Origin of the sequence: Streptomyces sp. NPDC002176 (assembly GCF_044903645.1) — a bacterium.
Taxonomy (GTDB): domain Bacteria; phylum Actinomycetota; class Actinomycetes; order Streptomycetales; family Streptomycetaceae; genus Streptomyces.
The window spans coordinates 1,097,748-1,118,180 of sequence record NZ_JBJDQW010000002.1; the positions used below are offsets into that span (position 1 = coordinate 1,097,748).

Genomic DNA, 20,433 nt, shown 5'->3' on the forward strand with positions numbered 1-20,433 from the left:
CGGGCCCGGGCCGCCGCCCGGCGGCCCGCCGCTAAGCAGAGGGAGACAGCGCGATGCCACGCGTGTTCGTCCAGGGAAGTCCCGCCGAGTACTACCCGCGTCATGCCCCGGAGGCCGGGCGGGGTGCGGTGCGCCGCATCACCGAGACCGGCGAGGAGATCCTGCACAAGCCGTGCCGGGACGTCACGGAGTTCGGGCCTGACCTCGCGGCCCTCATCGACGACATGTTCCGCACCATGTACGTCGCCGAGGGCGCCGGGCTCGCCGCGAACCAGGTCGGCGTCGATCTGCGGCTCTTCGTGTACGACTGCCCCGACGACGACGGCATCCGCCACGTCGGCCACATCGCCAACCCGGTCCTGGAACCCGCCTCGGCCGGGCGCCCGTTGCTCGACGACACCGAGGGCTGCCTCTCGGTCCCCGGCGCCGTGATGCCCGTCCCCCGCCCCGAACGGGCCGTCGTGCGGGGGCAGGACAAGAACGGCGACCCTCTCGTCATCGAGGGCACCGGCTATTTCGCCCGCTGCCTGGCCCACGAGACCGATCACACCCTCGGGTTCGTCTACCTGGACCGGCTCTCCAAGCGGGAGAAAAGGGACGCGTTGCAGCAGGTGGCGGTCCGGCGGGACGACGTGCTGTCCCGCCGGGCCGCGAGGGCTCTTAAGTTGAGCTGACCCTGCGGCTCGGTCACGCCTTCGGGGCCACCTTCGTGAGGCCGTTGATTACTCGGTCCATTGCGTCGCCACCGGTGGGGTCTGTCAGGTTGGCGAGGAGTTTGAGGACGAACTTCATCAGGATGGGGTGGGTCAGGCCGCGTTGGGCGCCGATCTGCATGACCTTGGGGTTGCCGATGAGTTTTACGAAGGCTCGGCCGAGGGTGTAGTAGCCGCCGTAGGTGTCCTTCAGGACGCGGGGGTAGCGCTGGAGGGCGATCTCGCGGGTGGCCGGGGTCGGGCGGGCGTGGGCCTGGACGATGACGTCGGCGGCGAGCTGGGCGGACTCCATGGCGTAGGCGATGCCCTCGCCGTTGAAGGGGTTGACCATGCCGCCGGCGTCGCCGACCAGCAGCAGGCCCTTGGTGTAGTGCGGCTGGCGGTTGAAGGCCATCGGCAGGGCCGCGCCCCGGATCGGGCCCGTCATGTGCTCCGGGGTGTAGCCCCACTCCTCCGGCATCGACGCGCACCACGCCTTCAGCACCTCGCGCCAGTCCAGCTCCTTGAAGGAGTCCGAGGTGTTCAGCACGCCCAGGCCGACGTTCGACGTGCCGTCGCCCATGCCGAAGATCCAGCCGTAGCCGGGCAGCAGGCGGTCCTGGGCGCCCCTGCGGTCCCACAGCTCCAGCCAGGACTCCAGGTAGTCGTCCTCGTGCCGCGGGGACTCGAAGTACGTCCTTACTGCCACGCCCATCGGGCGGTCCTCGCGGCGGTGCAGGCCCATCGCCAGGGAGAGGCGGGTGGAGTTGCCGTCCGCCGCGACCACGAGGGGTGCGTGGAAGGTCACCGGGCGCTTGTCGTCGCCCAGCTTCGCCGTCACGCCCGTGATCCGGCCCGTACGGTCGTCGATGATCGGGCCGCTGACGTTGCAGAGTTCGAAAAGGCGGGCGCCTGCTTTCTGCGCCTGGCGGGCCAGCTGCTCGTCGAAGTCGTCGCGCTTCCGCACCAGGCCGAAGTTCGGGTACGAGGCGAGATCGGGCCAGTCCAGCTGCAGCCGGGAGCCGCCGCCGATGATGCGCAGGCCCTTGTTGCGCAGCCAGCCCGCCTCCTCGGAGATGTCGATGCCCATGGCCACGAGCTGCTTGACCGCCCTCGGGGTGAGGCCGTCGCCGCAGACCTTCTCCCTCGGGAACTCGGTCTTCTCCAGCAGCAGGACGTCTAGTCCGGCCTTGGCGAGGTGGTAGGCGGTGGTGGAGCCGGCCGGCCCCGCGCCCACGACGATCACGTCTGCGGTGTTGTCGGAGAGGGGCTCAGTCACGGCGGGTTCTCCCCAGGCTTGTGAATCTTCGTGCCGACGGGCACTGGACACAGGCAGTCTATTCAGCAGAATTGATCAACCGGCTGAAGGGCTGCTCCGTGAACCGAACTCACCCCGTAGTACGGCTGCGTGTGCCCACCGACGAGGACGCCTTCGTCTGGCATCGGGTCTTCGCCGATCCCGAGGTCATGCGGTTCCACGGGGGGCGGGCGGCCGAGCTGTCCGTGTACGAGGAACTCACCGCTCGGCAGCGGCGGCACGATGCTGAGCTGGGGTTCTGTCTGTGGTCCGTGCTCGACTCCTCTGGGGATGTCGTGGGGTTCACCGGGGCTCAGCCTTGGCCTCATGCGTGGGGGCCCGCCGGGGAGATCGAGATCGGGTGGCGGCTCGGGCGGGCGCACTGGGGGCTGGGGTACGCGTCTGTCGCCGCGGCCGACTGTCTTGAGCGGGTTCGCTCCGCTGGGGTTCGGCGGGTTGTCGCCATGGTCGATGCCGAGAACTCGCGGTCGATCGCTGTCGCGCGGCGGCTGGGGATGCGGCTCTCCGAGCGGTTCGTGACTCCGTCTTCTGAGCGGGAAGGGCATTGCTACTCGCTGGAGTTGTGACTCTCGGTAGCTGAATGTTGCAGAAAGGCAGCTTTCGCTTCCGGGGGCGTCTTGGCGGAGTTACCCTTCCAGTACCACTGGGGGTGACATCAGTGCGAATACCACCCAAAACGCCTGAGGTACGGGTGCCTCGGCTGGTCGGGCTCATGGCGGTGGACGCCCGCGAGGCCGCTCGCTCGCGGGGGCTGTTTCTCAACTCGCCTGACCGGCCCGAATTCCAGCGCGTGGTCGTCGATTACGTGGTGCGGCAGTATCCGCCCGCCGGTGCCGAGGTTCCGCCCGACTCGATGGTCTACGTGTGGTTCGACCTCGGGGACGGCGAGGGGGGTGGGGGTGTGCGGGAGCCCCGGCTTCCCGCGCCGCCCTCCGGTGGGCTTCAGCGGGAACTCGGGGAGCCTGGGGATGCGTTCGAGATGATCGCTCGGTGAGGTGCGGTTACTTCTTGAAGCCCCTGTGCAGGGCCACCACTCCGCCCGTCAGGTTGCGCCAGGCCACGCTTTGCCAGCCTGCCTTCTGCAGCTTCTCCGCCAGCGCCGGCTGGTCCGGCCATGCCCGGATGGACTCCGCCAGGTACACGTACGCGTCCGGGTTCGACGACACCGAGCGGGCCACGGGGGGCAGTGCTCGCATCAGGTACTCCGTGTACACCGTGCGGAACGGGGTCCACGTGGGGTGCGAGAACTCGCAGATCACCACCCTGCCGCCCGGCTTCGTCACCCGGTACAGCTCGCGCAGCGCCGCGTCCGTGTCCTGGACGTTGCGCAGGCCGAAGGAGATCGTCACCGCGTCGAAGGTGTCGTCCTTGAACGGGAGCTTCGTCGCGTCGCCCGCTGTGATCGGGAGCCACGGGTACTTCTTCTTGCCCACCTGGAGCATGCCCAGGGAGAAGTCGCAGGGGACCACGTAAGCGCCTGTGCGGGCGAAGGGGAGCGATGACGTCGCCGTGCCCGCCGCCAGGTCCAGGACCTTCTGCGCGGGGCGCGCGTCTACCGCCTTCGCCACCTCCTTGCGCCAGCGCCGGTCCTGGCCGAGCGACAGCACGTCGTTCGTCAGGTCGTACCGTTCCGCCACGTCGTCGAACATCTCGGCGACTTCGTGCGGCTGCTTGTTCAGGGAAGCGCGGGTCACTCCGTCATTGTTGCAGGCTCGGTCGGCGGGATTCCGTTCGGTGGGGGTGCCGGGTCCGTGCGTCGTGGGGCGGGGCCGCGCCGGGGGGTGTCCGTCCTCGGTCCGGCGACTTACGTTTCTACGATGCGTTCGGCTTGCCTTTTCGCCGGCCGCTGCGGGCGGACACCCCCCGGCACGTCCCCTCCGCGCCGTTTTCGGCTGTCACGCCGTTTCGGTCAGCGGCGGCGGTGGACTATACGGCCCTCGATCACCGTCGCCACGCAGGTGCTCGCGCCCCGCTTCACCAGTTCCTCGCGCGTCGCCACGTCGAATACCGCGAACCTGGCCCCCGTTCCCGGCCTCAGCGGCGGCATGAGGATCAGGGGGGTCGGGGAGAGGGCTGGGGGGCCCGGTAGGCGGGGTGGGCGTTGGCCTATCGCCAGGCCCGCTCTGCGGACCACGTCCGCCACCGTGCGCGTGCGCAGCTCGCCCGCCACTGCAACTGTGCCGTGAGCCAGCATGCGTTGTACGCCTCTGCGGGCGCTCGCTCCCAGGCGGGTCGGGTCCCTGCGGAAGATCTCGCTTGCTCGGGCGCCCGTGATCGGCTCCGTGCCCAGGGTGTCTGCCTCCCTGGGGTCCGGGTGGTACGTCGCTTCCAGGAGTTCTGGGGCGTACGGGTTCAGGAGGCCCGGCAGGAGGATGCCGGGCCAGCGGCGGACCCTGGCCTGGGGGGCGGTCGCGGTCAGTTCTTCGTACGGGGCTACGGCTGCCACCGTTGCGCCGTCGACCAGGACCGCTGTCTCCGGGGAGTTCTCGGCTACGTGAAGTGTCAGCACTGGGCGGCTAGTTGGATGCGATCAGCTTCAATTCGGGGTGGGCCGTGCCGCCCTCGATCGCCGTCGAGGAGATGTGGGAGACCACGCGATCGTCCACCGGGTCGTTCGCCGGGTCGTCGTGCACCACGAGGTGTTCGTAGGTGGTCGCTCGCTGGGCGGGGGTGCGGCCTGCCTTGCGGATCAGGTCGATGATCTCCAGGCGGTTGCTGCGGTGCTTGGCGCCTGCCGAGGAGACCACGTTCTCCTCCAGCATGATCGAGCCCAGGTCGTCCGCGCCGTAGTGCAGCGACAGCTGGCCCACTTCCTTGCCCGTGGTCAGCCACGAGCCCTGGATGTGCTGGACGTTGTCCATGAACAGGCGGGCGATGGCGATCATGCGCAGGTACTCGAAGAGCGTCGCCTGCGTGCGGCCCTTCAGGTGGTTGTTCTCGGGCTGGTAGGTGTACGGGATGAAGGCCCGGAAGCCGCCCGTACGGTCCTGTACGTCCCGGATCATGCGCAGGTGCTCGATGCGCTCGGCGTTCGTCTCGCCCGTGCCCATCAGCATGGTGGACGTGGATTCCACGCCCAGGTTGTGCGCCGTCTCCATGATCTCCAGCCAGCGTTCGCCGCTCTCCTTGAGGGGCGCGATGGCCTTGCGGGGGCGGGCCGGGAGCAACTCGGCTCCGGCGCCTGCGAAGGAGTCCAGGCCCGCCTGGTGGATGCGGGTGATCGCTTCTTCGACCGAGACCTTGGAGATGCGGGCCATGTGCTCCACCTCGGACGCGCCGAGGGAGTGGATGACCAGCTGGGGGAACGCGTCCTTGATCGCCTTGAAGTGCGACTCGTAGTACTCGACGCCGTAGTCCGGGTGGTGGCCACCCTGGAACATGATCTGGGTGCCGCCCAGTTCGACCGTCTCCGCGCAGCGGCGCAGGATGTCGTCCAGGTCGCGGCTCCAGCCCTTCTTGGTGTCCTTCGGGGCCGCGTAGAAGGCGCAGAACTTGCACGCCGTGACGCACACGTTCGTGTAGTTGATGTTGCGCTCGATGATGTACGTCGCGATGTGCTCGATGCCCGCGTACTTGCGGCGGCGCACGGCGTCGGCGGCCGCGCCGAGCGCGTGCAGGGGGGCGTCGCGGTAGAGGACGAGCGCTTCCTCGGGCGTGATGCGTCCGCCCGCTGCGGCTCGGTCCAGCACGGCTGCGACATCCAAAGAAGCGAGTTCGGCCTTCTCGGTCACCGGGCGTCCCTTTCGTCAAGGGTTGTGGACGGACTCAGTCAGCCTACGCCAGGGGATCGGATCACCCGTCTTCAGGAGGTGTATGCCCCCGCCAGTACGCCCAGCAGCGTGCCTGTCAGCAGGAAGGGGCCGAAGGGGATGGCCGACTTGCGGGTGGCTCGGCGGGTGAGGAGGAGGGCCGCGCTGTAGAGGGCTCCCGTGGTGAAGGTGGCGAAGGTGCCGAGGAGGACGGTCGGCCAGCCGTACCAGCCGAGGGCCGCGCCCAGGGCCGGGGCCAGTTTTACGTCTCCGAAGCCCATGCCGGAGGGGTTGAGGAGGTGGAGGGCCAGGTAGGCGGCTCCGAGGGCTGCCGCTCCGTAGAGGGCTGTGCGGTAGGTGCCGGTGTGGTCGGGGAGCCACGTCGCCAGGGCCAGCAACGTCAAGACCGCGGGGGTGAGGGGGAGGGTCAGGGGGTCCGGGAGGCGGTGTACTCGTAGGTCCACCGTGGTCAGGAGGGTCGCTACCGGGGTCAGGGTCAGCCAGGCCAGTAGTTCCGGGCGGGGGCCCGTCGCCAGGGCCAGGAGGGTGCAGATCGCGGCGGTGAGCAGGGGGAGGGTGGCCGCTGTCTTGCGGGGGCATCTCGGGCATGGTGTCCTGCCCAGCCAGCCGGGCAACGGGTGGTCCGCCTCGCATGTCGTGCGCCAGGGGGTGCCCTGGGGGGTCGTGAAGCGGTACGCGGCTCTGGGGAGCAGGGCGCCCGTCAGCGCGCCCCACAGGGCCGCCAGTGCTGCCGGGAGCAGGTCAGTCATCGGCCGTCACCTTGGACAGGCGGGCCTCGGGGTTGCCCTCGGCCGCGCTGGTGGAGGTGTACGTCAGGTCGTCGCCGGTGGGGGTCAGCTCCACGTCGTGCGGGGCGGGGTCGCAGCCCTTGTGGTTGGTCCTGGCGCCGGTGGACGTAGCTAGCAGGCGGGTGTTGTTCACCTGTTTCAGGGTGAGGATGTCTACGCAGATTCCGCCCAGTTGGTCCGTCTGGCGCAGGTTGCCCAACTCCTTGCCGACTGGTGCCTGGTGGATCGTGACGCGGAAGGTGCCCATGGGGAGTGCGCCGCCCAGGCCGGTGGCCTTGCCCTCCCAGGTGCCCAGGTAGCGGGTCGGGATCGCGCCCGCCCGGTCGGCCGGTGCCGAGTGGGCCGGGGCGCTGCCCGCCGTGTCGTTGCCGCCGTCCCCGCCCGCGTGCAGCCACGTCGTGACGCCCAGGGAGATCGCCGCCAGCGCGCCCGCCACCGCCAGGGCCACCGTGCAGCTCACCCGGCGTCCGCGTCCCGTCGCCCCGGGTGCCGACGTCGCCGCCAGGCTCACGCTCACCTTGCCGGGGGCCGTGTCCGCGGCCGGGGTCATCACCGGCGCCGGGCCGAACGCCCCCGAAACCGCCGGGCTGCTGAAGTCCACCGGGCCCGACGGGGCGTCGGCGGACCCCTCCAGGTTGAGGATCTGGACCGCGCTCCTGCTGACCTGCTCGACCAGCGGGCCGGGGAGCCAGCCGCCGGTGACGAGAGAGGCGGCGCCTTGCGGGGCCAGGCGGTGGGCGAGGTCGGCGGGGGCCGGGCGGCCGGCGGGGTCCTTGGCCAGGCAGGCGGCGGCGATCTCGCGCAACTCGCCTTCCAGTGAGCCTAGTTCCGGCTCCTCGTGGACGACCTTGTAGAGCAGCGCCGCCGAGGAGTCGCCGGGGAAGGGCGGGTTGCCGGTCGCCGCGTAGGCGAGGACCGCGCCCAGGGAGAAGACGTCCGCCGCGCCGGTGACGCGGCCGCCGAGGATCTGTTCGGGGGCCATGTAGCCGGGGGAGCCCACGGAGGCGCCGGTCGCGGTGAGGGAGGCGGTGCCCTCGGTGGCGCGGGCGATGCCGAAGTCGATCAGGAGCGGGCCGTCCAGGGTGAGCAGCACGTTGGACGGCTTCACGTCCCGGTGCACGAGGTCCAGCGCGTGGACCGTGGCCAGCGCCTCGGCGAGGCCCGCGCCGAGCGCCCGTACGGTGTGGGCGGGCAGGGGGCCGTGGGCCGTGACGGCCTGGGTGAGGGAGGGGCCCGCCGCGTACGCCGTGGCGGCCCAGGGGACCGGGGCGTCCGGGTCGGCGTCGAGCACGGGGGCGGTCCAGGCGCCGCCTACCCGGCGGGCGGCCGCCACCTCGCGGCGGAAGCGGGCCCGGAACTCCTCGTCCAGCGCGTACTGCGGGTGGACGATCTTCACCGCGACGGTACGGCCGCCCGCGCTGCGTCCCAGGTAGACCCGGCCCATGCCCCCGGAGCCGAGGCGGCCCAGCAGCCGGTACGGTCCGACGGCGGCCGGTTCGTCCGCTCCGAGCGGCTGCATGGCGACCCCTCCCCCGCGGGCTCCCCCGTAAAGCCGCGCCCTCGCAGCGTAGTGATTACGCCCCGAGCAGTTCCACCTTCACGTCCGCCGGGAAGCCCGTCGTGGGGCCGACGCGGCGGGCGAACTCCTCCACCGCCTTCAGCTGGGCGGGGCCGAAGCTGAAGTCGAGGGTGGTGAAGTACTGCTCCAGGGTCGCCTCGTCGAACGCCTCCCAGCGGGCGGCCTGCTCGGCGACCTTGCCGACCTCCTCCAGGGAGACGTTGCGGGAGGCGAGGAACGCCTCGTGCACCTTGCGGGTGATCTCCGGCTCGCGTTCGGCGTAATCGCGCCGCGCGGCCCACACCGCGAAGACGAACGGGAGGCCCGTCCACTCCTTCCACAGCGCGCCCAGGTCGTGCACCTGGAGGCCGTACTTCGGCGCGTCCAGCAGGTTGGCGCGCAGGGCCGCGTCGCCGATGAGGACGGCGGCGTCCGCCTCCTGCATCATCAGGCTCAGGTCGGGCGGGCAGGTGTAGTACTCCGGCCGCACCCCGTACCGCTCGGCCAGCAGCAGCTGGGCGAGGCGGACCGAGGTCCGCGAGGTGGAGCCGAGGGCGACACGCGCGCCGTCGAGCTCGTCCAGGGGCACCTGCGAAACGATCACGCAGGACATCACGGGGCCGTCGCAGCCCACCGCGATGTCCGGGAAGGCGACCAGGTCACCGGCGTTGCGCAGGAATTCCACGAGCGTGATCGGGCCGATGTCGAGATCACCGCGCACCAGCTGCTCGCTGAGCTTCTCCGGGGTGTCCTTGGTCAGCTCGAAGTCGAGGAGCGTGCCGGTTCTCGCGAGCCCCCAGTACAGGGGCAGGCAGTTGAGGAACTGGATGTGGCCGACGCGCGGCCGGGTGCGAGAATTGTCCACATCGCGAGACTAGACCCCTTGCGTTACGTCGCCCCGACCGGGCCGTCGCCGGGGCGCCCGAGAAGGGGTTCAAACATTCGGGTGACGTGATCTTGACCTCTATTGCTTTCGGCGGCCTGCGTGCTAGGCTCGCCGCAAGTTGCAGTTTGGTTTCCCTTGCAGTACAGAGCCTGCGGAGCATGTGACCGCGGGCTCTCGTCGTTTTCAGATGAATGCAGTCGTGCAGCACCGTTCGCACTTGCAGGTTCTGGAGCAGGGCAACCCTTTTGGGCCCAAGGAGGGCTTATGGCTACCGGAACCGTTAAGTGGTTCAACGCCGAAAAGGGCTTTGGCTTCATCGCCCAGGAGGGCGGCGGCCCCGACGTCTTCGTTCACTACTCCGCGATCAACGCCACCGGCTTCCGCTCCCTCGAGGAGAACCAGCAGGTGAACTTTGACGTGACCCAGGGCCCGAAGGGTCCGCAGGCGGAGAACGTCACCCCCGCCTGATCTCTGCATGATCGCAGAATCTGAGTGCAGTACCCAAGGAGCCCCACGCCTTCCGGCGACGGGGCTCCTGCCTTTCTCCCCTCGACGCGGTGAATTCCGGGCGAATTCCCGGCTCCGCGCCCCGCGCATTGATCGCCGGGGAGGCAGGCGCATTCCAAGCCCGGAAGTGATCGGAACCCCCTAGGGTCGCTCCCCATGACCGACTCCTCCGTCTCCCCCGACTTCCTCGCCGCCACCCGGACGTTCTACGACGCCATCGCCGAGGACTACGCCCACCATTTCCGGGACGCCCACGTCTCCCAGCCCCTCGACCGGGCCCTGCTGCGCGTGTTCGCGGAGCTGGTGGGGGCGGGTGCGGCGGTGGCCGACCTGGGGTGCGGGCCCGGCCGGATCACCGGGTTCCTCGCGGCCCTCGGGCTCGACGTGTTCGGGCTCGACCTCTCCCCCGCGATGCTGGCCGTCGCCCGGCGCGAGAACCCCGGCCTGCGCTTCGAGCAGGGCTCCATGCTGGAACTGGACCTCCCCGACGGGGAGTTGGCCGGTGTCGTCTCCTGGTACTCCAGCATCCACACCCCGGTGGACCAACTGCCCACGCTGTTCGCCGAGTTCCGCCGCGTGCTGGCGCCGGGCGGGCAGCTGCTGCTGGCCTTCCAGGCGGGCGAGGAACCCCGGCGCCACGACCAGCCGTGGGGGCATCCGGTCAGCCTCGACTTCCTGCGCCGCGACCCGGAGCGGATGGCCGCGCTGCTGGAGGAGGCCGGGTTCGCGCTCCGCTCCCGCACGGTACGGGAGCCCGAACCCGGGGAGCCCGTCGCGCAGGCGTTCCTCCTCGCCCAAGTGCGCTGATCTCAGGGGCCGGTGATCTGGCCAGACCCCTCGTACAGGCCCTCCACCGCGTCCGCGTAGTCCCGCAGGATGCGGGCGCGGCGGAGCTTCATGGAGGGGGTGAGGTGGCCGGTGTGCTCGGTGAAGTCGCCGGGCAGCACGGTGAAGCGGCGGATGGACTCGGGGCGGGAGACGAGCTGGTTGGCCTGCTCGACGGCGTCCCACAGCACCGCGTTCAAGTCCGGGTCGCCGACGAGGAGTTCGGCCGGGACCGGGTGCTTGCCGTTCATCTGGCGCCAGTGGGCCAGGCCGTCCGCGTCCAGGGTGATGAGCGCGCCGATGTAGGGGCGGCCGTCGCCGACGAGGAGGCAGTGGGAGATCAGGGGGTGCTGGCGCAGCCAGTTCTCCAGCGGGGCCGGGGCGACCGACTTGCCGCCCGCCGTGATCAGCAGCTCCTTCTTGCGGCCGGTGATGGTGAGGTAGCCGTCGTCGTCCAGTTGGCCCAGGTCGCCGGTGGCGAGCCAGCCGTCGCGGGTCGCGGGGACGACACCGCCCGCCTGCTGGTCCCAGTAGCCGCGCAGCACATGGTCGCCGGAGATCAGGATCTCGCCGTCGGCCGCGATCCGGACCCGGGTGCCGGGCAGCGGCCAGCCGACGGTGCCGAGGCGGGGCCGCAGCGGCGGGGTGACGGTGGTCGCGCCGGTGGACTCGGTGAGGCCGTATCCCTCGAAGATCTCGATGCCCGCGCCCGCGTAGAAGGCGGCCAGGCGGCGGCCGAGGGGCGAGCCGCCGCAGATGGCGTAGCGGACCCGGCCGCCCATGGCGGCGCGCAGCTTGCGGTAGGCGAGCGAGTCGAAGAAGGAGCGGCTGGCCTTCAGGGTGGCGCCCGGGCCGTTGCCAGTGCCGGTCTGGCGGGCCTCCAGCGCCTCGCCGTAGCGCACGGCGGTGGCGGCGGCCCGGTCGAAGGCGGCGATCTTGCCGCTCGCCTCGGCCTTCGCGCGGGCGGTGTTGTACACCTTCTCCAGCATGTACGGGATGGTCAGCAGACAGGTCGGACGGAACGCGGCCAGGTCCGGGAGGAGATGCTCGGGCTTGAGGCTGGGCGCGTGGCCGAGGCGTACCCGGGCCCGTACGCAGGCGATGGCGACCATGCGGCCGAAGACGTGCGACATCGGCAGGAACAGCAGCACCGACGCCTCGTCGCCGGTGGTCGCCTTGAAGACCGGGTGGAGCAGCTCGATGGCGTTGTCGACCTCGGCGAAGAAGTTGCCGTGCGAGAGGGCGCAGCCCTTGGGGCGGCCGGTGGTGCCCGAGGTGTAGATCAGGGTGGCGAGCGTGTCGGGGCCCAGCATGCCGCGGCGTACGGCGACCTCCCCGTCCGGTGTGCCCGCGCCCGCCTCGGCGAGCAGTTCGACATGGCCCTCGTCGATGACCCACACGTGCCGCAGCTCGGGGAGCTGGGCCAGTTCCGGAGCGATGGCGGCGCCCTGGGCGGTGGTCTCGGTGATGAGGGCGACGGCGCCGGAGTCCTGGAGTATCCAGCGGGTCTGGTAGACGGAGGAGGTCGGATAGACGGGCACGGTGACCAGACCGGCCGCCCAGGCGGCGAAGTCCAGCAGCGTCCACTCGTAGCGGGTGCGGGCCATGACGGCGATCCGCTCGCCGGGCATCAGCCCCTCCGAGACCAGCCCGCGGGCCACCGCCAGCACCTCGGCGGCGAACCGCTCGGCGGTCACGTCCTCCCACTCGCCGGAGGCGTTCTTCCGGCTGAGCACGATCGCGCCGGGCGCGGCCTCGGCGTTGTCGAACGGCAGGTCGGCCAGCGAGCCGTGCGTCACCGGGGGCGCGAACGGCGGCACCGCCACCTCGCACACGGCCCCGTCCAGGCGCCGGATCTCGGGCTCCACCAGCACCGGGCGGCCGTCGTAGTCGAGGGCCGAGACGTGCGGGGCGGGCGAGACGGGGGCGTTGGGGTACAGGGCGGTCACGGGCGGCTCCTGGGACGTGCAGCGGCGTACTGCTTGCTGCATGACATACGCGCCCCGCGCACCGGGGCGTTCACGGCGGCCTTCCGTGGACCCGGTGCGCCGCCGTTCAGGCTGGCGATCGTACGAGGCACCTGTGGTGACCCTGTGCGCACCAGGCGGTGGTCCGGCGCCGGATGTGTGCAGTCCCGGAGGTTTCGTGAGGGATGTTCCGCTTCGGCGGCCGCCCGCGCCGCCGGGCTACACGCTGGCCCGCCGGTCCGGCGCGGTGGGCCGCGCGGCGGGAGTGGAACGGGATTCGGCCACGGCGCTCGCCGCGGTGATGAGCACGGTGACGGCGACACCGCCGAGGATCGCCGCCGCCGGGCTCGCCGCCTCGAGCGCCACCGCGGACAGCGTGGCCGTCAGGCTGTACCCGACGCCCTGCACCGCGTACATCACCGAGTACGCCGCCGCGTGCGCCTCCTCGGGCAGCCGCTCGCGCAGGCTCAGGTTGCGGGTGACCATCACTCCGGACTGGAAGACGCCGGCCAGGATCAGGCCCAGCGCGACGCCGGGCAGGCCGGGGAGGAACGCGATCAGGGTGACGCAGCCCGCCGTCAGCGTGAGGAACACCAGGCTCTGCGCCGCCACGGAACCGGGCCAGGCGCGCAGCCCGTAACAGAACGCGCCGAGCGCGCTGGCCAGGGCGAACGCCGCGAGCAGCGGGCCCGACCAGCCCACCGGGAGGTCCCGGTCCTCCAGCAGGGCCGGGAGCACCAGCTCTGCGGTGGCGAGCATCGCCATCGCGGCCGCGCTGGTGAGGTAGACGGGCCAGCCTGCCCACAGGGTCCGCGTCATACGGACCTTCGCCGTTCCGCCGTCGCCCCGCGCCGGGGGCTCCGGCAGCCGGAGCACCAGCAGCCCGGCGACTGCCGCGAGCACCGCTCCCAGCGCCAGCGGCGCACCGGGGTGCACCTGGAGCGCGAGCAGGACGACGAGTGCCGGTGCGGCGGCCCAGGTGAGCTGGGTGAGCGTGGCCTCGGCGCTCAGTGCGCGGGGCACCAGCGGCTCCTCCACCAGCCGGGTCAGCAGCGAGCGGACCCCGCCCGGACAGGCGGCCGGGGCCGCTCCGGCCAGGAAGGCCAGTCCGACGAGCACGACGGGCGGCGCGTCGCGCGCGAGGGGCAGCGCGCCGAAGGAGAGCGCTCCGCCGAGCAGGCCGAGGGCCAGCTGGGGCCGCATCCGGGAACGGGCCAGCCTGGCTCCCAGCAGCGGCGCGCCGACGACCTCGCCCAGTACGTACGCGGAGGCCAGAGTCGCCCCCAGGGTGTAACCGCCGTGCGCCCCCCTGCTCAGGAACACCAGCGCCAGCGGAGCCATGGCCACGGGAGCCTTGCTCGCCAGCGCGACGACAGCCCAGAGCGCGAATTCACGGGTCATCAGTTCCCGGTAGCTCTGCTTGCTGCGGGACATGGGGTCAGCCCTCCGTGGGGTGGACGCGGAAGGCGTCGGCGACGGCCAGTTCCAGCTCGCGGGCAGCGTCGGCGTCCTCGGCCACCACGCAGTACTCGCCGAAGCCGGAGGAGCTGTTGTCGTCGACCGTGATCAGCACTCCGGTGCGGGAGGCCGGATCGTAGGCCAGGCCGCGTGCGCGCAGCGCGTCGATGGCCTCGGTGAAGGGCGGGAAGGTGCAGCGGCGCAGCTCCACGAGGACTCGCTCCTCGAAGTAGTCGGCGCCGACCACCCGTTCGCCGAGCCGGTGGATGTGGGTGGAGCCACCCGTACGGCAGTTGAACTCGTTGACGAGGATGTCCTCCTCCGGGGTCACGATGGCGTCGATGCTCACGATCCCCCGGTACCCCATGGCATGGATCGGTTCGCACAGACGCTGTACGGCGTCCAGGAAGCCGGGAAACGCGGGGAGCCGGGCGGAGGTGGCGGGCACGACGAGCCCGTTGAGGACCGGCTTCATCCGCATCTCGCCGTGCCCGGTGAACTCGACGCCGTCTTCCTCGACCCGGACTTCGGCGTAGATGGGCACGGACTCGGGGATGTACCGCTCGATCACGACACGGTTGCGGCCGCTGTCGGTGAGCCATTCCCAGCGGTCCGTCAGGTACTTGACCAGCTCCTCGCGGGTCTCGGTCAGCACGGTGCGCTGGGCACCGAGCGGGTCGACCCCCGGCCGCGGGCTGACGATCTCGTTGCCGAACCCGGCGACATGGAAGTCCTGCTTGAGGATCGCCGGAAGACCACGGGAGAGCAGCCCTTCCCACAGGAACGCCTCCGCCTCGTCCCGCGCGGAGAAGACACCGCCGTCGGGTACGGGGGCGTGCACGCCGCCCGCCAGGGCGCGGAACGTCGACTTGCTGTTGAGCAGCCTGCCACCGCTCTGGTCGAGGAAACCGAAGCCCGGCGTCACGCCGTCGAGACCAAGCGCCTTGGTCAGTTCGGCGACCGAGCGGTCGAAGTGGAAGGGCAGCACCCGGTCGACGCCGTGTGCCGCGACCGCCTCCCGCAGCTCGGCGAGGAAGCCCTCGTCGACGAGCCGGTCGCGGGACAGCAGGCCCTCCCCCACCCGGCCGGACGGGGGCACGATCACGCGCACCGAGTCCCGGGCCAGGCCCAGGGTCTCGAGGACATAGCGCAGGAACGCCTCGTCGGCCGCCATGGGCAGCACGAGGACATCGCCGTCCTCCAGGCACCAGGCCATCCGCTGTGCCTGGTTGCCCACATACCGGCGGTAGTCCGGGTCGAGGAGCTCAAGGTCGCCGACCATCTCCTCGGTGCGCTGGTTGCTGATGATCAGGGTGGCCATGCCCGGACCCCTTCTTCGTGGTCAGTGGTTGGTGGTCAGTGGTTGGTGGTTGGTGGCGGTTCGGTTGCTCATCCTGAGCCGCACCCGGTGCCGAATCCACTACCCGAGCGAGTAGAGAGCGCGAGTGCGGAACTGCGCGGTCGAGTAGTTCCATCCACCGACCCGGCTCCCCTAATTTCCTGAACACCGACCGAAAGGGGCTCACCCATGGCCGCCATAGACACCCATATGCGCACCCTGGACAGTGAGATATTCGCGGCGCACGAGGGCGGAAAACTGAGCATCGGGCTCACCACCGAATTCGACGACCCGCGTTCTCTGTCGATCGCCTACACCCCGGGAGTGGCAAGGGTCAGCCAGGCCATCGCGGCCGATCCCTCGCTCGCGCACCGGTACACCTGGGCCGGCCGCCTCGTCGCGGTGGTCACCGACGGCACCGCCGTACTCGGACTCGGCAACGTGGGCCCGGCCGCCTCGCTCCCGGTGATGGAGGGCAAGGCGGCGCTCCTGAAGAAGTTCGGCGGCCTCGACGCGATCCCGCTGGTCCTGAACACCACGGACGTGGACGAGATCGTCGACACCCTGGTCCGGCTCCGGCCGTCCTTCGGCGCGGTGAGCCTGGAGGACGTGTCCGCTCCACGCTGCTTCGAACTCGAGGCGCGCCTGGTGGCGGCCCTCGACTGCCCGGTGATGCACGACGACCAGCACGGCACGGCCATCGCGGTCCTCGCCGCGCTGCGCGGTGCGTGCACGGTGGTCGGCCGCCCGCTGGGCACCCAGCGCGTGGTCGTCTGCGGCGCCGGGGCGGCCGGGATCGCCTGCGCCCGCATCCTGCTCGCGGCGGGCGCGGGCGATGTCACGGTGCTCGACTCGCGCGGCATCCTCGTCCCCGGCCGCGCGGGCATGAACCCGGCCAAGGCCGACCTCGCCGCGCGCACCAACCCGAGGGCGGTACGCGGTGGTCTCGCCGAGGCGCTGCGCGGCGCGGACGTCTTCGTCGGGGTCTCCAGTTCGCGGGTGCCCGAGGAACTGATCGCCACCATGGCCCCCGACGCCGTGGTGCTGGCCCTCTCCAACCCCGTGCCCGAAGTGCCGCCGCGGATCGCCGCGCGCCACGCCGCGGTCGTGGGCACCGGCGGGAGCGACTTCCCCAACCAGGTCATCAACACCCTCGCTTCGCCCGGCATCTACCGCGGCGCGCTGGACGCGGGTGCCCCGCGCATCACCGAGGGCATGAAGCTCGCCGCGGCCGAGGCGATCGCCGCGGTGGCCGCGGCGGACCTGGCGGCGGACCGGATCGTTCCGCACTCCCTCGACCCCCGGGTGATGCCCGCCGTGGCGTCCGCGGTGGCCCGGGCCGCCCTCGAGGAATCCGTCGCGCACGGGGCGTGAAAAACCTTCTCATACGGCGCTCATTCGCCTTGGGTTCCGGAATTCCCCGGTTCCTCGACACATATTGGAGCAGGCACACGTGACCGTCGCCTATGAACGCGCGGACCAGGATTCCCTGACGCCGATCGCACGGCAGCAACCCGACTGGAATGACCCGGAGGGCCTGGAAAGGGTCCGGCAAAGGCTCACGTCCGCGGCGCCGCTCGTCACCCTCGGGGATGTGCTCGACCTCAGGGAACGACTGGCGGCGGCCGCGGCCGGAAAGGTCCAGATCATCCAGGCCGGTGACTGCGCCGAGGACTGGGCGGAGTGCACCCCGGTCGACGTGGTGCGCAAGCAGGCCCTCCTCGACGCGATGGCGGGCGTGATGTCCCTGAACGCGCATCGCCCCGTACTGCGCGCCGGACGCCTCGCGGGCCAGTACGGAAAGCCGCGCTCGAACGACACCGAGACCGTGAACGGCGTGGAACTGCCGGTCTACCGGGGCCACATGGTCAACTCCCCCGAGCCGGACCCGGAGCTGCGCCGCCCCGACCCGAGGCGCATGCTCACCGGCTATCAGGCGTCGCAGACCATCCTGGAACTGCTCGGCTGGGGCGGCGCGGCCATGCCACGGCTCGGTTCCCCGGTGTGGACGAGCCACGAGATGCTGCTCCTCGACTACGAGCGGCCGTTGGTCCGCAGGCAGGCGGACGGGCGCTGGCTGCTGACGTCGACGCACTGGCCGTGGATCGGCGAACGCACCCGGCAGGCGGACGGCGCCCATGTGGCGCTGCTCGCCTCCGTGGCCAATCCCGTCGCCTGCAAGGCCGGTCCCCGCATGACCACCGACGAGCTGCTCGCCCTGTGCGAACGGCTCGACCCCGAGCGGGAGCCGGGACGGCTGACGCTGATCGCGCGCATGGGTGCCGACGCCGTCGCCGGGAAGCTGCCGCGCCTGGTCGCCGCGGTACGCGCGGCCGGGCATCCGGTCGTATGGCTGAGCGACCCGGTGCACGGCAACACCGTCGACGGACCCGGCGGGGTGAAGACGCGTCTCGTGCCGACCGTCGTGCGCGAGGTGCGGGAGTTCCAGGACGCCGTCGCGTCGGCGGGAGGTGTGGCAGGCGGCCTCCACTTGGAGACCACCCCGTACGACGTCGGCGAATGCGTCGACGACGAGCAGCAGTTGCGGCAGCTTCCCGAGAAGTACACGACCTTCTGCGACCCGCGCCTCAACCCCCGTCAGGCGCTGACGGTCGCGGCGGCCTGGCGGGGCTGACACCGCCCCTTCCCCGGCCCGGGCGCCGGACCCGAAGACCGAAGGACGACCGAAGGACGACCATGGCGATTCCCCCGATCCCGTCGTATCCCATGCCCACCCTGGGAGATCTTCCCGCTCCCGTCCCGGACTGGACGCCCGACCCCGCGCGGGCGGTCCTGCTGATCCACGACATGCAGCACTACTTCCTGCGGCCGTTCGCCGAGGACGAGTCCCCCGGCGCCGACCTGCTGCGCAACGCGGCTCTGCTGCGCGACACCTGCGCCCGGCTCGACGTGCCCGTCGCCTACACGGCACAGCCGGGCGGGATGGCCGAGGAACAGCGCGGTCTCCTCAAGGACTTCTGGGGGCCGGGCATGAAACTGGCCTCGGAGGACCGGGACATAGCCGAGGAGGTGAGCCCGGCCCCCGGCGACTGGATGTTCACCAAGTGGCGGTACAGCGCCTTCTTCAAGTCCGGCCTGCTGGAACGCATGCGCACCCACGGCCGGGACCAACTCGTCGTCTGCGGTGTGTACGCCCACGTCGGCGTCCTGATGACCGCCGTGGAGGCGTTCACCAACGACATCCAGACCTTCCTGGCCGCGGACGCGGTGGCCGACTTCTCCGCGTCGTACCACCGCGCGGCGATCGACTACGCGGCCGAGCGCTGCGCCGTGGTCGCCACCGCGAAGTCGCTGTCGACCGCGCTCGAGGCGGGGAGCGAGTCCCCGTGACCGAGGAGGATCTGCTGACCCGCGTGCTGACCGGATCACCGTCGGCCTACGCGCTCCTGCACCGCCCGGAGACGTCCGCGCACACCCTCGAGGTGCTGCTCGGCAAGACGTCGACGGCGGACACCCTGTCCGACATCCCGCTTCCCGAGATCTCGCAAAGCGCCGACGGCGTACGGCACGACATGCTGGCGATCGTGCCGTACCGGCAGATCCGCGAGCGCGGCTTCACCGCGACCGACGACGGCGAGCCCCTGATCACCATGGCCGTCCACACGCACGGCACGGTGCCGCTCGGCGACGCGCTGGACCGCCTGCCCGACGACGCGGTCACGCTCACCGACCGCCATTTCGACGTGGACGACGAGCGGTACGCCGAGATCGTGCGGGACGTCATCGACACGGAGATCGGCCGCGGCGAAGGCGCGAACTTCGTCATCAAGCGCTCCTTCGTCGCCGACATCACCGACTACGGCCCGCGCAGCGCCCTGTCGTTCTTCCGACGGCTCCTGGAGCGCGAGTCCGGTGCCTATTGGACGTTCCTCGTGCACACCGGGACCCGTACGTTCGTCGGCGCCAGCCCGGAACGGCACATCAGCGTGTCGGGCGGCACCGCGGTGATGAACCCGATCAGCGGGACCTACCGGTACCCGGCCACCGGACCGGCGCTGCCCGAGGTCATGGCCTTCCTCGCCGACCGCAAGGAGTCGGACGAGCTGTACATGGTCGTGGACGAGGAACTCAAGATGATGGCCCGGATCTGCGACGAGGACGTGCGGGTCGTCGGCCCCTACCTCAAGGAAATGGCCCGGCTCGCACACACGGAGTACTTCATCGAGGGGCGCGCCTCGCGCGAGGTGCGGGAGATCCTGCGCGAGACGCTGTTCGCCCCGACGGTGACCGGCAGTCCGCTGGAGAGCGCCTGCAAGGTCGTCCAACGGCACGAACCGGGCGGGCGCGGCTACTACAGCGGGATCGTCGCCCTCATCGGCCGGGACGCCGACGGCGCGCGCACCCTGGACTCCGCCATCCTCATCCGCACCGCGGACATCGACCCGGCCGGGCACGTCCGCATCGGTGTGGGCGCCACCCTGGTGCGCCACTCGGACCCGCACTCCGAGGTCGCCGAGACCCGCGCGAAGGCCGCGGGGCTGCTGTCCGCCCTCGAATCCGGCGGACCACGCCGCTTCGCCGACCACCCACAGGTGCGCGAGGCGCTGGAGCGGCGCAACGACACCATCGCCGGGTACTGGCTGCGCACGGAGGAGGCGCCCGACCACGAGCTGTCCGGCCTCGCCGGTCGCACCGTCCTCGTGATCGACGCCGAAGACACCTTCACCTCCATGATCGGACACCAGCTCCGCTCCCTGGGACTGGAGGTGACAGTGCGCGGCTTCGCCGAGCCGTACGACACCGGCGGCTACGACCTGGTCGTCATGGGGCCCGGCCCCGGCGACCCGAGGGACCTCGACCACCCCAAGATCGCTCACCTGCGGGCGACGGTCTCCCGGCTCCTCCACGCCCGGCGCCCCTTCCTCGCCGTCTGCCTGAGCCATCAGGTCCTCGGCGGCGTGCTGGGCCTGGACCTGGTCCGCCGCACCGAGCCCAACCAGGGGGTCCAGAAGGAGATCGACCTGTTCGGCAGCCGCGAGCGCGTCGGCTTCTACAACACGTTCGCCGCACGGAGCGGGGCGGACAAGCTCGACCATCCGCTGGTGGGCGTGGTGGAGTGCGGCCGGGACCGCGCCACCGGCGAGATCCACAGCCTGCGCGGGCAGGGGTTCGCCTCCATGCAGTTCCACCCGGAGTCGGTACTGACCGAGTCCGGTGTACGCATCATCGGCACCCTGATCACAGGAGTCCTGGGCACCTGCGTCGGCTGACCGCGCGGGAGTCCCACGGTCCCCCTGTTCGATAACGTCTGATGGCGAGTACGTGAAGCCACGTGCCCGCACCCCGTGTGACCGGCAACATAGT

At 71.1% G+C, this 20,433-nt stretch carries 19 protein-coding genes; 9 read left to right on the forward strand and 10 right to left on the reverse strand.

The window, feature by feature from the left end; genetic code table 11:
- Positions 1-53: 53 nt before the first annotated feature.
- Positions 54-674 (forward strand): peptide deformylase, encoded by a 621-nt coding sequence (def, locus tag ACI2LY_RS13350; protein WP_404707225.1) that lies wholly within the window; start codon positions 54-56, stop codon positions 672-674.
- A gap of 13 nt (positions 675-687) precedes the next feature.
- Here the strand turns inward: def and ACI2LY_RS13355 are convergent, their stop codons facing one another.
- Positions 688-1,971, reverse strand: a complete 1,284-nt coding sequence (locus ACI2LY_RS13355; protein ID WP_388997105.1) for a geranylgeranyl reductase family protein — start codon at positions 1,969-1,971, stop codon at positions 688-690.
- 98 nt (positions 1,972-2,069) lie between these two features.
- On the opposite strand from ACI2LY_RS13355, the gene ACI2LY_RS13360 reads away from it, so the two are divergent.
- Both ACI2LY_RS13360 and ACI2LY_RS13365 read left to right on the forward strand, forming a co-directional pair.
- A complete protein-coding gene (locus ACI2LY_RS13360; RefSeq protein ID WP_404707332.1) occupies positions 2,070-2,576 on the forward strand; it encodes a GNAT family N-acetyltransferase in 507 nt (168 codons plus the stop codon).
- A gap of 92 nt (positions 2,577-2,668) precedes the next feature.
- Entirely contained in the window at positions 2,669-3,004 is a 336-nt protein-coding gene (locus ACI2LY_RS13365; protein ID WP_404707226.1) for a PASTA domain-containing protein, read from the forward strand.
- Between the two features lie 7 nt (positions 3,005-3,011).
- On the opposite strand, the gene ACI2LY_RS13370 is transcribed toward ACI2LY_RS13365, so the two are convergent.
- The 6 genes from ACI2LY_RS13370 to ACI2LY_RS13395 form a co-directional block, all read right to left on the reverse strand.
- On the reverse strand, positions 3,012-3,704 hold the full coding sequence (locus ACI2LY_RS13370; protein ID WP_404707227.1) for a demethylmenaquinone methyltransferase: 693 nt from the start codon (positions 3,702-3,704) through the stop codon (positions 3,012-3,014).
- A gap of 215 nt (positions 3,705-3,919) precedes the next feature.
- Complete coding sequence (locus ACI2LY_RS13375; RefSeq protein ID WP_404707228.1) at positions 3,920-4,519, reverse strand: imidazolonepropionase-like domain-containing protein; 600 nt, start codon at positions 4,517-4,519, stop codon at positions 3,920-3,922.
- A gap of 7 nt (positions 4,520-4,526) precedes the next feature.
- On the reverse strand, positions 4,527-5,741 hold the full coding sequence (gene mqnC / locus ACI2LY_RS13380; protein WP_164191817.1) for a cyclic dehypoxanthinyl futalosine synthase: 1,215 nt from the start codon (positions 5,739-5,741) through the stop codon (positions 4,527-4,529).
- Positions 5,742-5,812: 71 nt separating this feature from the next.
- Complete coding sequence (locus tag ACI2LY_RS13385; RefSeq protein ID WP_404707229.1) at positions 5,813-6,529, reverse strand: prepilin peptidase; 717 nt, start codon at positions 6,527-6,529, stop codon at positions 5,813-5,815.
- A complete protein-coding gene (locus ACI2LY_RS13390) occupies positions 6,522-8,087 on the reverse strand; it encodes a serine/threonine-protein kinase (protein ID WP_404707230.1) in 1,566 nt (521 codons plus the stop codon). The genes ACI2LY_RS13385 and ACI2LY_RS13390 overlap by 8 nt, the downstream gene beginning before the upstream one ends.
- Before the next feature lie 55 nt (positions 8,088-8,142).
- Complete coding sequence (locus ACI2LY_RS13395) at positions 8,143-8,991, reverse strand: menaquinone biosynthetic enzyme MqnA/MqnD family protein (protein WP_404707231.1); 849 nt, start codon at positions 8,989-8,991, stop codon at positions 8,143-8,145.
- 285 nt (positions 8,992-9,276) lie between these two features.
- Between ACI2LY_RS13395 and ACI2LY_RS13400 the strand changes: the two genes are divergently transcribed.
- Together ACI2LY_RS13400 and ACI2LY_RS13405 are read left to right on the forward strand one after the other, a co-directional pair.
- Complete coding sequence (locus ACI2LY_RS13400) at positions 9,277-9,480, forward strand: cold-shock protein (protein WP_388997126.1); 204 nt, start codon at positions 9,277-9,279, stop codon at positions 9,478-9,480.
- Between the two features lie 195 nt (positions 9,481-9,675).
- On the forward strand, positions 9,676-10,326 hold the full coding sequence (locus ACI2LY_RS13405) for a class I SAM-dependent methyltransferase (protein ID WP_404707232.1): 651 nt from the start codon (positions 9,676-9,678) through the stop codon (positions 10,324-10,326).
- Between the two features lie 2 nt (positions 10,327-10,328).
- On the opposite strand, the gene ACI2LY_RS13410 is transcribed toward ACI2LY_RS13405, so the two are convergent.
- From ACI2LY_RS13410 to ACI2LY_RS13420, 3 genes are all read right to left on the reverse strand, one after another.
- A complete protein-coding gene (locus ACI2LY_RS13410) occupies positions 10,329-12,335 on the reverse strand; it encodes an AMP-dependent synthetase/ligase (protein WP_404707233.1) in 2,007 nt (668 codons plus the stop codon).
- Positions 12,336-12,530: 195 nt separating this feature from the next.
- Positions 12,531-13,745: an MFS transporter gene (locus ACI2LY_RS13415; RefSeq protein WP_404707234.1), complete on the reverse strand. Its 1,215-nt coding sequence runs from the start codon at positions 13,743-13,745 to the stop codon at positions 12,531-12,533.
- A gap of 4 nt (positions 13,746-13,749) precedes the next feature.
- Entirely contained in the window at positions 13,750-15,090 is a 1,341-nt protein-coding gene (locus ACI2LY_RS13420; protein WP_404707235.1) for a peptide ligase PGM1-related protein, read from the reverse strand.
- Positions 15,091-15,297: 207 nt separating this feature from the next.
- Here ACI2LY_RS13420 and ACI2LY_RS13425 point away from each other — a divergent pair, with 207 nt between their 5' ends.
- The 4 genes from ACI2LY_RS13425 to ACI2LY_RS13440 all read left to right on the forward strand — a co-directional run bounded on the left by ACI2LY_RS13425 (position 15,298) and on the right by ACI2LY_RS13440 (position 20,339).
- On the forward strand, positions 15,298-16,482 hold the full coding sequence (locus tag ACI2LY_RS13425) for an NADP-dependent malic enzyme (protein WP_404707236.1): 1,185 nt from the start codon (positions 15,298-15,300) through the stop codon (positions 16,480-16,482).
- Between the two features lie 79 nt (positions 16,483-16,561).
- On the forward strand, positions 16,562-17,743 hold the full coding sequence (locus ACI2LY_RS13430; RefSeq protein ID WP_404707237.1) for a 3-deoxy-7-phosphoheptulonate synthase: 1,182 nt from the start codon (positions 16,562-16,564) through the stop codon (positions 17,741-17,743).
- A gap of 62 nt (positions 17,744-17,805) precedes the next feature.
- Positions 17,806-18,459, forward strand: coding sequence for an isochorismatase family protein (locus ACI2LY_RS13435; RefSeq protein ID WP_404707238.1), 654 nt, complete (start codon positions 17,806-17,808; stop codon positions 18,457-18,459).
- Entirely contained in the window at positions 18,456-20,339 is a 1,884-nt protein-coding gene (locus tag ACI2LY_RS13440; protein ID WP_404707239.1) for a chorismate-binding protein, read from the forward strand. Before ACI2LY_RS13435 ends, ACI2LY_RS13440 begins: the two co-directional genes overlap by 4 nt.
- Positions 20,340-20,433 lie beyond the last annotated feature (94 nt).